This is a genomic window from Nostoc sp., assembly GCF_036919675.1.
Classification (GTDB): domain Bacteria; phylum Cyanobacteriota; class Cyanobacteriia; order Cyanobacteriales; family Nostocaceae; genus Nostoc.
Map to the genome: position 1 here is coordinate 49084 of NZ_JBALCP010000063.1, position 12460 is coordinate 61543.

The window sequence follows — 12460 nt, forward strand, 5'->3', positions numbered from 1 at the left end:
AAAAACTGACCAACAGACTGAGATGGTTGTTATGAAGAGCAAAAATCAAGCTGTTTTCGCTTTAATTGTAAAAAGTACTATTGTCTTTTTACCCTTACTGTTATCCGTTGGAATTGCCAGTGGACAATCTGCACCATCACCCTCCCCAGCACTAACTCTTACTCCGGTGTTATCAAATCTGGAACAGGAAGAATTAGTGCGACTACGAGCAGAAAAGCGAATTCAACAGCAAGTGCAATCTGATTTTAAGAGCGCTTTTAGCCGTACAACTATCTTACTCGATATCTGGCTAGTTATATTAAGTCTATTTCCAGTCGCAGTCATTGTTTTATTTTGGCTCCTGCGACGGGTGGTAATCCGGGAAATTGTTGATAGAGCAATGCAACAACTACAAGGAATGGAAAAGTTACAAAATCAGCTAACCACGGTTAAGCAAGATGCTGAAAATATTATTCAAGAAGCTAAAAAAATAAATTATGAATTAGAACAGGAAACAGTTAGCTTACAACAAAAAATTAAAAACGAACAAGGAAATTTATCTACCCTGACATCTGAATTAGATTTAGCTAAAGCCCAGGTATTAAGTAGATTAGAAACGGAACTCAAAAAATCTCAAGAAAATATAGTAAATTTAGAGTCAAATTTTGCTTCTGGGCTATCTAAGTTAGAGTTTGATGCTCAACAACAAAGAGATATAGCACTGGAAAATCTAGGAAAATTAGCATCTGTCATGGCAGAGGAACTGTCTAATTTAAAGTTAGGGCTGCAACAACAGCAAGAACTAGCCGTTGCTGATTTAGAAATATCAAGGTCTGAGTTCACATCTCAACTTTCTGGATGGCAGTCTGATGTTCAAAAGCAAAAAGATATAGCTTTGGAAAGTTTAACAAAATTACAGTCAGAATTTGCTGATCAATTATCCGAATTACAAGTAGATACTCAAGCCAAAAAAGAGATTACATTTGATAATTTAGGGAAATTAGATAATCAATTTAAATCTCAATTATCTGAATTACAGGCGGATGCTCAGGAGCAAAAAAATAAAATTATTGATAGTTTAGCAATATTACAATCAGAGTCTGCTGCTCAACTATCTGAATTACAAGTAGATGCTAAAAAGCGGAAAGAGTTAATCATTGAGAATTTAGAAAAATCTGGCTCGGAATTTACTTCGCAATTCTCAGAATTACAATCGAATGCTCAACAACAAAAGATTCTCATTTTGGAGAAGATAGAAAGATTAGAAACTGAGTTTGTCTCTCAACTTTCTGAGTTACAATTGGATGCCCAACAAAGAAAGGATCTAATTCTTCAAGAACTGGTTGAGATGACATCTGCATCCATCCCAGAGGCAGTGAATTCTGAAGTTGAAGTTGAGATGACATCTGCATCCATTCCAAAGGCAGTGAATTCTGAAGTTGAGGAAGAAATACAGGAACAGCCACAAGAACCAGAATTCACTGCTGATGAGTATGTAAAACAGGGAGATGCGCTGTTTTATGAAAGGCGCTATGAAGATGCGATCGCAGCTTACAACCAAGCGGTTAAAATCCAACCTGATGAACCTGTGGCTTGGTTAAAACGAGGTCTAACTCTCGGAAGATTAAAACGCTACAAAGATGCGATCGCATCTTATGACCAAGCTATTAAACTCCAACCAGATTATCATCAAGCTTGGTGCGATCGCGGCGTTGCTTTTGGTAACTTACAACAGCATCAGCAAGCCTTTGCCTCATTTGACAAAGCTACACAAATCAAGCCTGACGATGCAGTTGCTTGGTTAAATCGCGGTCTTTCCCTAGTAGCATTGGAACAATACGAAGAGGCAATCGTATCCTTTAATAAAGCGCTGGAATTCCAACCCAATTCTCCCAAAATCTGGGATAAACACGGTTATACTTTGGTGAGATTGGGACGCGATGATGAAGCGATCGCTAGTTTTAACAAAGCCTTAGAAATTAAGTCAGATTATGCCAGTGCCTATTATAACAAAGCAGCCTGTTACGCACTGCAAAGACAAGTTGAACGATCTCTACTAACTCTACAACAAGCAATTGAACTTAATCCCAGGTATAAAGAAGATGCAGCAATTGACCTAGATTTTGATGATATTGCTGATGATGAACGGTTTATGCAGTTGGTTGCAGAGTAAAAACCTAAATACATTAATTACTCCCCCATTCCCTACTCCCCACTCCCCACAATTGGCAGATTCTGTTTGCCAGACATCGCTTTTAGTTTAGATGTGAAAGACTCAGAGCGATCGCTTTTTTCTGGGGTAAATTGCCCGATTGGAGCATGAATAGCAGCAGGTGGGAGGAGTTTTGCCCGTTTATGATGGAATGGTGATGGAGAGGACGGTGGACTTTCTTGTGAAGTTTGCCTTTGGCTGACAGCAGATGATAGCTGAAGTGTTGCCGAAGAGGCAAATTTCCCAGGAAGGGGAGACTTTAGGACGGTTTTATTGTCTCTATCTTCCTGCTTCCCCTCTTCTTCACTCAAAGATGCCTTTTGTTCGTAACTTTTCAATTGTAGAGTTGCAGTATTGCCGTGTTGATAGCCGTTGCGAATCTTAGCAGGTGGTAATTGAGGACTCGTGACTTTCTCTACAGTAGGGTCTTTCTTGACTGGTGGTAGGGCTGGAGCAGGCGATGAGGTTAACCTTTGGGGAAATTTGCTACAAATCATCCGTTCAAATTCCATGTTGAAATGATATGTAGCCTGATCTCGGCGCTGCCAAAATACTAAAATTTGTTGCACGGAAACCGCTTTATAACGACCTTGATATAGTGCCTCAATCACTGCCAGGTGTAGCCAATTAAGGGGATATTGCGTTTGCCAACGCTCAACTAGCTCATTGGCACTATACCCACTGAGATCGAAACTATAGTTAATTAATAAAGCGATCGCCAAGTTGGCAGAGGTGTCTGGAAGTGTTGTTAACATGGGGCTATTAGCTTTAGGCAATAGGTCTAAGATTTGTCACCCATCGCATATTAGCCTAACGTGCTTTTAACTACATGATTTTTTTTCCACGAGTTACTAAGCCGATAGGCAGTGTTTCCTATTCTACTTGTCAACTTCTAGAATGCAACCCTACATAGACAGATTTAATTGCAGGTGTTCGCCCAATGGCAACTAATGCCTGATAAACCATTGCTGCAACTTCGGCGCGTGTTGCCGAACGTGAAGGTGCAAGTACTTTCGGATCTGGATAGTTGACAACTATTCCCCGTTGTGTAGCAGTGGCAACAGCTGTCCGGGCATAGTCAGGAATGGTATGACGATCGCTGTAAACTTCTAAAGCATGGCTATCAGCAGAAGGTAGTCCCAGTCCGTTTACTAGGGAGACAACCACCTGTAGCCGCTGGACATTTTGATCAGGGCGGAAAGTGCGATCACTAAATCCGCCAACAAAGCCACCGCTAGCCGCGATTTGGATTGCGCTATAAGCCCAAAAATCCTTGGGTACGTCCGTAAAATCAGGTGCTGGGATTTTAGGAAATGGGTTAAAGGCGATCGCCACCAAAGCCGCGTACTGGGCGCGAGTCATGGGTTTATCTGTCTGGTAGCTACCATCAGCGAAACTATGAGTTAAATCCATGCTCACTAATGCCTGAATAAATGGTTTTGCCCAATGTTCATCCAGTTGAACAGGCGCGGGGAGTTTTTCAGATGGGGATTCAGTCGGAGCCTCAGAGAAACTGGTGCTAATCGCTACTCGAGCGGCTGGAAGCAATTCGACTAAGCCTTTGACTAGAGCAGGATTCAACTGATTACCTACCGAAACTAGCTTTTGTGTAGTGGCATTGTATAAATCGAATTCACTATGATCACGAAAAATATTATCAGCAGGATCTTCGGTATTACCTAAGTCAGGAATTGCATTGCCATTGACTAATAAACCACCTTGGGTATTTTTAACAATGAGATTTTGACGCAGCACAGGGCGGGCGTTGCGAGAAAGTGCGATCGCTGTGCGATTTTCTGATAATTTGTTATTTGCGATCCCAGGAGCGGCAAAGTCACTAATTGCTATGCCTAAAGGGTTTCTTTGAAATACATTCCGCAGTACTTCTCCCTGGCTATGACCTGCCATCACTAACCCACTAGCAGTATTTTGCACAAATATGTTATCTAAAATTGTGGGTTTGGCAGTACCAGTGGTAAACACACCTTCCCGCCCACAGTCGCTCAAAGTATTGTTAGCTAAAGTAGGCGCAGCCGATTCAATCCAGATACCAGTACCTTTGGTTGAGGGATTGGTGACAGTTACACCTAAAAGACTGGCATTATCTAGCAAGAGAAACGTGATACTTTGGATACCAAAGCTGGGACTTTGATACTCGCCACTCCCAGAAATTACAATCCCTGCACCTTTGTTCGCTTCGTTACCTACCACTGTCGCCCCTCCAGGGATGACTAGTGGGAACACCTCACCACTAGCAGCGCTGTAAGTTCCCGACTCCAGATGAATTATCGTGGAGATTTTGGTTACTTTTAAGGCTCGGGTGAGGCTTTTAAATGGACTCAACCGTGAACCAGTATTGGTATCATTCCCTGTCATAGGGTTGACATAGAGTGTGACAACGAGGGTAAAGTTCTCCATTGATAGTTGAGAGTCGGTTGTTTTAATTATGACAATCATAAATAACACTACTTGTAGCAAACTTTTTCAAAGTAGTATCCTTGTGTGGAGAAAATATATCCACGTTACTTGTTCTTGCAAGCGGATAATGTGTACACACAAGTTATAGACTCTCATGCAACATTCCGAGTTCTGATCTGGGCGTTTTGAGTTCTGATCTCGGCGTTTTGAGTTCTAATCTCGGCGTTTCGAGTTCTGATCTCGGTGTTCCGATTTCTGATCTTGGCGTTCGGTGTTCCAAGCTTGAAGTTCTGAGTTCTGATCTCGGTGTTCTCAGTTCCAAGCTCAAAGTTCCGAGTTCTGATCTCGGCGTTCCGAGTTCCGAGCTACTAGTTCCGAGTTCTGAGAGCGATCGCATCCAAATATATTTTTCAGGGTGCTGTCTTAGCTACACAGCGATTCTCTTGTCAGTGCCAAAAGTAATCACCAAAAACCGGAAACTAGTACAGCACGGCGGAAATAAGCAGACCATTGAAAAGCCCTAAAGAGCTTATTCCATAATACTTTTGACTTTTACTTCGGCTACGCTCAGTACAAGATCACATTGATGGGATTATATCGTTTTGTAATCGCGATCGCCTGATTCATATTTTGATTCAGCAACGCCTTTTTTCGACTTGTGTGTACACCGTAGTCTGCAAGGAGGAGCTGACGAGCCTTGCTATGTGGCGTCAGAGGCTTTGAGGCTTACTCTCCAACGTTACTAGGGAAGGGGCTTTTCTTGTTAAGTCTCTATTGGACTCAATTACAAATTGCTCTAAGTTTTCAGTCCAAATAGTTTACTTGTTAATGTTGACTGATTTAACTAATTCGCCTGATATCCCGCCGCTATAATCGGTACTGCGATTTAGCGGCGGGAGATGTCACACATTTTCATCCAGGATGGTTCCTTCTATATTGGCTCCCTCCAAATTTGCTCCACTCAAATTTGTCTGGTTCAAATCTGCTTGAGTGAGATTTGCCTGAGACAAGTCGGCTACACTTAAGTCTGCACCACTCAAATCGGCTCCATCTAGATTCGCCGCCATCAAGCTTGCTTCCTGTAAATCCGCGTCACTCAAGTTAGTTTCAATCAGTTTAGCAACCGTCAAATCAGCCTGACTCAAATTAGCTCCTTCCATTGCTGCTCCATCCAAGATAGCTCCATCCAAGATGGCTCCACTTAAGTTGCTACCAGTGAGGTTAGCATTGCTCAAATCTGCTCCATTTAAGTCTGCCTCAATCAAACTGGCTTGGGCTAAATTAGCGTGACTCAGATTAGCTCCATCTAAAATTGCTCTATCTAAAATTATGCCACTGAGATTGGCTTCCCTTAAGTTTGCCTCGCTCAAGTTAACACCAGTAAAGTCTCTGACACCTGCTTTATAGTTTTTCAGGAGTTGATCTGCTTTCATATCTGTCGCTGTGCTAAGGAACTTTTAATTGAGGCTATCCAGGTTACCCATACAGGCAGTAAATCCCTAGTACGCGCCACGGGGGATTGGTGGAGTGAATCAAACCAGAGTCTATATCGCAATCACTTTTATCTAAATTAGCTATCCTCAACTACTAGCGCTACTACCTAAAGTTATGAGTTACTTTCATCCTTGAGACGGATGTTGAGGAATTTAAAAATTTAAATTAGTGCAAAGCGATCGCTATACTCAATTGTGGTGTCCATCTGGCAGAGGTTATGGCAAAACCAATTCGTATTCTTTTGCAAACTACGATTCCTACGACTGAAGATGACTGGAGCATTTTTCGTTTCTCGATGTTACAAGATTACTTAGCATCGATTCAAGACGAAGCAGGAAACTCCTTATTTGAAGTTACAGGACGCGATTATGAATCAGATGCAGTAAGTGGTGATCAAGTTTTAAGTAGTCTCGACAAATCAGATTTTGATGAACTTTGGCTATTTGGCTTAGAGGTGGATAACGGTTTAACCGAAAAAGACATTGCCGGAATTAATGCTTTTCGGCAACGCGGCGGCGGTATTCTAGCAACACGTGATCATCAGGATATGGGCTGTTCGATGTGTGGTTTAGTTGACATTGGTGATGTTCACTATTTCAACACAAAAAATCCCGATCCCGACGAATCTCGCAGGAGCCGAGATGACTCATACACAACTTATATTTCCTGGCCTAACTATCATTCGGGAGCTAACGGCGATTATCAAAAAATTACCATTGTTGAACCCATTCACGAACTTTTAAAAAATCCCAACTCACCTACAGGAAGTATCAATTTTTTCCCAACACATCCCCACGAAGGTGGAATTGGCGTAACTTTGGGCAATACAAATGCGCGGGTAATTGCTCTGGGTAAAAGTTTAGTTACAGATCGTAACTTCAATTTGGTTGTAGCGATCGAGCATCATCAAGATGAACAGGGAAATAAATTAGGACGAGCAGTAGCTAACTCCAGTTTCCATCATTTAGTAGATTACAACTGGGATATTAACCAAGGTTGTCCCACTTTTGTAGATGAGCCACCAGGAGATGGCATGAAAAAAGAGCCACGCGCCTTAGAAGATATCAAAACCTATGTGCGTAACGTCGCTTTCTGGCTAGCAAATTGATTTGAATTGAGGCATTCCCCCGTGAGACTAGTACCACAAGGCGGAAGTCAAAAGTCAAAAGTATTATGGAATAAGCTCTTTAGGGATTTTAAATGGTTGCTCTATTTACGCCGTGGTGTACTAGTATAGTACGGCAAGAATCCAGCTACCATCTCAATTAACAAGACTTGGGGCAAAATCCCCTTGTTAAAGGTAGGCAAACTGACGCCGCACTGTACTAGAAACCTGAAGTTAACCCGCAGTACCGGGTATAGGGGCGGGTAGTTCAGGTTTCCCCACCAACCACTACATCTCGAATTCGGAGACTAGGGCCACCACAACCCACTGACAAGCCGTTTTGCCCTCCTTTACCACAGCCGCCGGATTCATCCCAGTAAAAATCATCACCAATTGCCTCAATATCCGCTAAAGTTTGGAATACATTTCCCGAAAGCGTTACATCCCGCACAGGTTCAGCAATTTTACCGTTCCTAATCATCCACGCTTCCCCAGCACTAAAGGTGAACATTTCACCATTTGTCATCCCACCCAACCAATTACGGGCATACACTCCTTCTTTGATATCGGTGAATAAGTCTTTGACTGGTGTTTTACCCCGTTCAATCCAGGTATTTGTCATCCGCACAATCGGGGTAAAGTGATAGTTGAGACAGCGGGCGTTACCCGTAGGCGCCTCCTCCAATTTGCCAGCGGTTTCACGAGAATGTAAACGTCCAACTAAAACTCCATCTTTAATTAGTTGAGTAGTAGTAGCAGGCGTGCCTTCATCGTCGTAAAAATAGCTACCGCGATGTCCCTCTGAAGCAGCACCATCGAAAATTTGGAGTTCTTCTGGCCCAAACCGCCGTCCAATCGTCATGACTTCTAACAAATCAGGGTTTTCGTAAGCCATATCAGCCTCAGAAAGATGTCCAAAGGCTTCGTGGACAAACAAGCCGGTAAGAATTGGGTCAATAACGACGGTATAGGTATTGCCTTTCGCCGATGGCAGAGATAAAGCTGCGATCGCTCTTTGGGCAGCACTTTTGACCTGTTCATCCAAATCAGTTAAATCTTCGTAAGCTTTGCGAGAACCAGTAGTTTCCCGTCCAGTTTGTACGGTTTCGCCATTTCTGGCGGTGGCGGCAAAGCGCATTTCCATATCCACCCAAGATTGCTCGATTAAAGTCCCTTCCGAGGTAGCAATGATCACTTTTTGGGCACTGTCTCCATAGCGCACCGAGGTAGTGGTAATCCGGTGATCAAAGCTTTTGAGCAATTCAGCATAGCGATCGCACAATTGTTTTTTCTTTGAGAGTGAGATTTTTCGCGGATCAGTACCTTTTAGGGGTAGAATGCATACTGCTTGCACCGGGTCAATGGGTGCAAGTAAAGTTTCTTCATCACCAACCATCCGCGCAGCAGCGATCGCTTCTTCTATCCGATCCTGAATTGTTGCCAGCTCGTTAAAGCAGCTCAACCCCCATCCACCTTTATAACAAGCGCGAATATGTCCGCCAATTGAGATGCCTTCACTGAGGGTTTCTACCTTGTCGCCACGCAACAAGATATCAGTCCCTTCTGCTTCTTCAAGGCGAATCATCAGATAATCTACACGCTTTGAGTAGCGGGGGATGAGGTCAGAAAGCACATTTCGTGCGTCAGCAAGTGTAGTCGGCATTTTCAGGTAGTAACAATGACGAACTGCATTTATTTTGCAATTATTTGGGGAATTTCTGCTACTCAATGTCGGAGTTGCCCATGAATTCATGACTTAGAGGATGTTTGAGAAGTGTTTGGCTGTGATTTTAGGCACTTATTGATCCTCCCTAACCCACGCCAATCGCTCCACTTGGGGAAACCCCTCTGAGCGCTGGCTTCCCTTAAAAAGCAGGGCTGTTTCGTCCCCTAAAGGGCTTTGATTTACAAACGTATAAGTCAAAAAAATCAGGTTATTAAAAATTGCTACTGAAGAGAGGACTTTTAAAACATCCTCTGAGAAGGCATCGGGCGATCGCTGACTCTTAGTACTTCCTTTTTTACGGTGGGTAAGAACTGAATGATGTGCTAAGGTAATTAGGTGAGAATAAAATTCGGTTACAGTGTTTGTTTTTAGTATTGACAGGCTTTTCCCTTTTGGTCTTAACAAGCTTGTCTCCGAAATCTAAATCTCTACACACCTATGATTTTGGAGATAACGCATGTCAATTTATGTAGGTAATCTATCCTACGAGGTCACACAAGAAGACCTCACTTCTGTTTTTGCCGAACATGGTTCTGTAAAACGTGTTCAGTTGCCTACTGACCGTGAAACTGGACGCCCTCGCGGCTTTGCTTTCGTAGAGATGGGTACAGAAGCTGAAGAAACAGCTGCCATTGAAGCTCTTGATGGTGCTGAGTGGATGGGACGCGACCTCAAAGTGAATAAGGCTAAACCCAAGGAAGATAGAGGTGGTTCCTTTGGTGGTGACCGTCGCGGCAGTGGCGGCGGTGGAGGATACTCTCGAGGACGTTACTAAGCTTTATTTAAGATAAAAAATTCAGTTTTAACGTTTTAAGGGCAGAATCATTATCTGCCCTTTTTGCGCTCCGGTCTACTGGATGGCTTAAAATTGCCCAGTACCAATTAAGTAGGAGATGAAAATGACCCAAGTATTTGTGGGTGAAAATGAAGGAATTGAGTCAGCCTTACGTCGATTTAAGAGGGAAGTTTCTAAAGCAGGTATTTTTCCAGACATGAGAAAGCATCGTCACTTTGAAACGCCTTTAGAAAAACACAAGCGCAAAGAAGTCGCAAGGCACAAGCAACGTAAGAGGAATTTCCGTCGCAATTGAGAACATGCGATACCTACAGTAAGCTACGCTAATGCACTCTCTGATTAGATTCTTAGCTTTCGAAGAGGCAATCGCTCTACTCCTGTATGTAAATTTAAAGGGTAGGTTTTGGCAAAGCCATTACTATTACTGATTATGGGATGGGGAATGTAAATAACGGTGTGTCCCCCATCTGACAAAAAACCTGTTATCGTTACTTCCAGGGTGGCGATCGCTACGCTGACTTTACTACATTTGGCTGAAGAATTTATTTTTTGGATTCCCTTAGTGGTCAACAAGACTTTTGAAAGGTCTGTCTATTCGTGAGAGGTTAAGACAAAATCAATTTTGTCAATAGTAATTAGGCGATAAATTAACTACTTGATGACGGAGCAAATTAAGCTTTTTACTGAGTTTTTCGGGTAAGGGTAAATGAATGATGCTTTTAAATATGACGCGTAGGCGTAGCCCGCCTTCTCTACGAGACGCTCCGCAAACGGCATCGCCAGCTTTAAAATTGTGCTTTCTACCCGGATTTCAACATAATTTTAAGCACTATTACTTATTTACAAATTGTTTATAATCTTAACCTATCACTGATGGGGTCTGTCTTGGAAAGTTGAGCCAAGACTTTGGACGGGTAATGCTCGACTTGTACTCCTTCTGTCAACCGAGAAGGTTAGGAAGTAGCGTGGAAACCCCCAATTGGGCGGACTGCTGAGATTAAGATTGGGTATACATTTACTCCCAACAGTGATCGCAGCCTATTGAGTAGTTGGTCGATCTTGAGGGGTTTGGGCAAGAATGTTGCCTCTGCCTCTAAACTTCGGTGGTGATTTATCCTCGAAGACGATGATTATAGGACTTACGCATTGACAGGAAAGACCAAATAATGAATGATTTGAAAAATCACATCTGTCGTAGGGGCATAGCATTGCTGTGCCCCGAAAGTGCAGGTCTATTTACTATCAAAGGATGATTAATAAAAGCCTGAAACGACCTATGCATGGTAAATGCATACCATAATTAATTTGTACAGTGCGTAAGTCCTAGATGAGAACAGAACGGGTTTGGGGATTCGCTTGTAGGTGAACTATTAACTCAAAACCATCCATATTGGGCATGGCTAGATGAGCAGAATCAGATTTGGGTTGTGTTCAGTTGCTACATATAGCGCGTGTTTGCAAAAAAATAACTGATAACTATGAAACACTATATTTCACTCACAAATTGAGATGTGCTTATCATAGTTTCATTTTTTGTTTAGTATGATTTCCTAAGTTTAGGGGACTTTTTCCTCTTGAGTAGAAAGAGAACGGATTAACTCCCGAATCACATCGGTTGCTGGTCTGCCCGTCATTGAACAGTATTGTTCAAGCTTCTGTGCCTCGCTTGATGTGAGATTGATTGTAAGTCGTTTAGTAGCCCATTTTTTATTCATGTAGTAGAAAGACAAGCTATATTTTTAAACTACTTCTCTAATATCAATCTTTTAAGCTGCTACTACAATGGTATAATTAACGACATTTTATTTAAGTAATCATGAAGCAGGATATTATGTTTTTCTAAGCAATAGTGAAGACGTAGGGTATATTCTCAAGAATGAAGTTTAGCTACTTTTAGAGCAGTAATTATAAATATAATGTAAAAGTAATATTAAAGTAAGTAAACACAAAATAAGTATTCTCAACTAGTGTTGTCGGATTTTAAAGAATTAAGATGATTTAGTGAGGCAAGTCACTAAGTCATGTACCAATAATGTATCAACAGCATATTTAATAACATCAAATGACATTCCCGACCTTTCTGCAATATCTAGCAGAGTATGGTGACCATCAGATAAATTCAAAACCCACAACATTGCTATTTAATTTAGCACGCTATGTTTGTGCTCACCATCAGCCCGATATATTCCTCTTTTTCCTAACTGTGGCTCACATTTGGGATTTAAGTTGTAGTAGATTTCGTTATTGTTGAGGATATGTAATATCGAACTACATTACCAGAATGACTCGGCAAGATATTGGGATTGAACAAAATTTAAATTATCTGCTGAATTCGAGAAAACTACCATGAGGCGATCGCATCAAGCAACCAACAGCTAGATTAAATCTAGGTGAACAGTATTGTCGATCATTAATGTTGTGATCGTATCTTCCCGTGTTAACCAACTGAATAACTTTGCTACCGCTTTAGGGTTACGATCTATTTTTAGAGCCTCCTCCAATGCTTGCCAAGCTCCAGACAGATTTCCAGCCTGTAGCTTTTGATTGGTCGTGGCAACCAGAATAATGCTAATTAATCATCTTTACAATCTTCTTTTAAAATAAGTTTTTCTGTTGTTTTAACAGTACCTTCCAACAATAACAAAAGCCTACCCGAATGCTGAATCGGGAGGCTTTGGTTAGATTATTAAACTTGGCATCGAGCTATTTTTGCGTAGGGCTACCCCTAAA

Annotated in this window: 11 protein-coding genes and 1 pseudogene; 5 read left to right on the forward strand and 7 right to left on the reverse strand. The window is 42.0% G+C overall.

The features are described from left to right. Positions 1 to 31 precede the first annotated feature (31 nt). Complete coding sequence (locus V7K49_RS13315) at positions 32 to 2152, forward strand: tetratricopeptide repeat protein (protein WP_335205939.1); 2121 nt, start codon at positions 32 to 34, stop codon at positions 2150 to 2152. Between the two features lie 32 nt (positions 2153 to 2184). On the opposite strand, the gene V7K49_RS13320 is transcribed toward V7K49_RS13315, so the two are convergent. Continuing rightward, a complete protein-coding gene (locus V7K49_RS13320; protein ID WP_334870934.1) occupies positions 2185 to 2946 on the reverse strand; it encodes a hypothetical protein in 762 nt (253 codons plus the stop codon). A gap of 130 nt (positions 2947 to 3076) precedes the next feature. Then, positions 3077 to 4609, reverse strand: coding sequence for a DUF1565 domain-containing protein (locus tag V7K49_RS13325; protein ID WP_335205941.1), 1533 nt, complete (start codon positions 4607 to 4609; stop codon positions 3077 to 3079). A 185-nt stretch (positions 4610 to 4794) separates the two neighbouring features. Between V7K49_RS13325 and V7K49_RS13330 the strand changes: the two genes are divergently transcribed. Continuing rightward, positions 4795 to 5133 carry a hypothetical protein gene (locus V7K49_RS13330; protein ID WP_334870935.1) on the forward strand — a complete coding sequence of 113 codons (339 nt, stop codon included), beginning with the start codon at positions 4795 to 4797 and terminating at the stop codon, positions 5131 to 5133. Positions 5134 to 5511: 378 nt separating this feature from the next. Here V7K49_RS13330 and V7K49_RS13335 read toward each other — a convergent pair whose 3' ends face one another. After that, positions 5512 to 6042: a pentapeptide repeat-containing protein gene (locus tag V7K49_RS13335; RefSeq protein WP_334870937.1), complete on the reverse strand. Its 531-nt coding sequence runs from the start codon at positions 6040 to 6042 to the stop codon at positions 5512 to 5514. A 278-nt stretch (positions 6043 to 6320) separates the two neighbouring features. Between V7K49_RS13335 and V7K49_RS13340 the strand changes: the two genes are divergently transcribed. Next, the gene (locus tag V7K49_RS13340; RefSeq protein ID WP_335205940.1) at positions 6321 to 7211 is read left to right on the forward strand and encodes a hypothetical protein; all 891 of its coding nucleotides are present in this window, start codon (positions 6321 to 6323) and stop codon (positions 7209 to 7211) included. A gap of 265 nt (positions 7212 to 7476) precedes the next feature. Here the strand turns inward: V7K49_RS13340 and V7K49_RS13345 are convergent, their stop codons facing one another. Next, complete coding sequence (locus V7K49_RS13345) at positions 7477 to 8871, reverse strand: TldD/PmbA family protein (protein WP_334870940.1); 1395 nt, start codon at positions 8869 to 8871, stop codon at positions 7477 to 7479. Between the two features lie 520 nt (positions 8872 to 9391). Between V7K49_RS13345 and V7K49_RS13350 the strand changes: the two genes are divergently transcribed. Together V7K49_RS13350 and rpsU are read left to right on the forward strand one after the other, a co-directional pair. Beyond that, entirely contained in the window at positions 9392 to 9709 is a 318-nt protein-coding gene (locus V7K49_RS13350; protein ID WP_273764054.1) for an RNA recognition motif domain-containing protein, read from the forward strand. Positions 9710 to 9833: 124 nt separating this feature from the next. After that, positions 9834 to 10025, forward strand: coding sequence for a 30S ribosomal protein S21 (gene rpsU, locus V7K49_RS13355; RefSeq protein WP_094333031.1), 192 nt, complete (start codon positions 9834 to 9836; stop codon positions 10023 to 10025). Positions 10026 to 11286: 1261 nt separating this feature from the next. On the opposite strand, the gene V7K49_RS13360 is transcribed toward rpsU, so the two are convergent. The 3 genes and pseudogenes from V7K49_RS13360 to V7K49_RS34665 form a co-directional block, all read right to left on the reverse strand. After that, positions 11287 to 11445 (reverse strand): CopG family transcriptional regulator, encoded by a 159-nt coding sequence (locus V7K49_RS13360; protein WP_334870943.1) that lies wholly within the window; start codon positions 11443 to 11445, stop codon positions 11287 to 11289. A gap of 273 nt (positions 11446 to 11718) precedes the next feature. Continuing rightward, positions 11719 to 11994 (reverse strand): annotated as a pseudogene (locus V7K49_RS34660) (winged helix-turn-helix domain-containing protein). Positions 11995 to 12049: 55 nt separating this feature from the next. Further along, the gene (locus V7K49_RS34665; protein WP_442942288.1) at positions 12050 to 12175 is read right to left on the reverse strand and encodes a DUF4910 domain-containing protein; all 126 of its coding nucleotides are present in this window, start codon (positions 12173 to 12175) and stop codon (positions 12050 to 12052) included. Between the last annotated feature and the right edge of the window lie 285 nt (positions 12176 to 12460).

Excerpts from the sequence above, each read along its gene's own strand:
- V7K49_RS13315 (WP_335205939.1), top strand. The coding sequence starts at position 32 with ATGAAGAGCAAAAATCAAGCTGTTTTCGCTTTAATTGTAAAAAGTACT.
- V7K49_RS13320 (WP_334870934.1), bottom strand. The coding sequence starts at position 2,946 with ATGTTAACAACACTTCCAGACACCTCTGCCAACTTGGCGATCGCTTTA.
- V7K49_RS13325 (WP_335205941.1), bottom strand. The coding sequence starts at position 4,609 with ATGGAGAACTTTACCCTCGTTGTCACACTCTATGTCAACCCTATGACA.
- V7K49_RS13335 (WP_334870937.1), bottom strand. The coding sequence starts at position 6,042 with ATGAAAGCAGATCAACTCCTGAAAAACTATAAAGCAGGTGTCAGAGAC.
- V7K49_RS13340 (WP_335205940.1), top strand. The coding sequence starts at position 6,321 with ATGGCAAAACCAATTCGTATTCTTTTGCAAACTACGATTCCTACGACT.
- V7K49_RS13345 (WP_334870940.1), bottom strand. The coding sequence starts at position 8,871 with ATGCCGACTACACTTGCTGACGCACGAAATGTGCTTTCTGACCTCATC.
- V7K49_RS13350 (WP_273764054.1), top strand. The coding sequence starts at position 9,392 with ATGTCAATTTATGTAGGTAATCTATCCTACGAGGTCACACAAGAAGAC.
- rpsU (WP_094333031.1), top strand. The coding sequence starts at position 9,834 with ATGACCCAAGTATTTGTGGGTGAAAATGAAGGAATTGAGTCAGCCTTA.
- V7K49_RS13360 (WP_334870943.1), bottom strand. The coding sequence starts at position 11,445 with ATGAATAAAAAATGGGCTACTAAACGACTTACAATCAATCTCACATCA.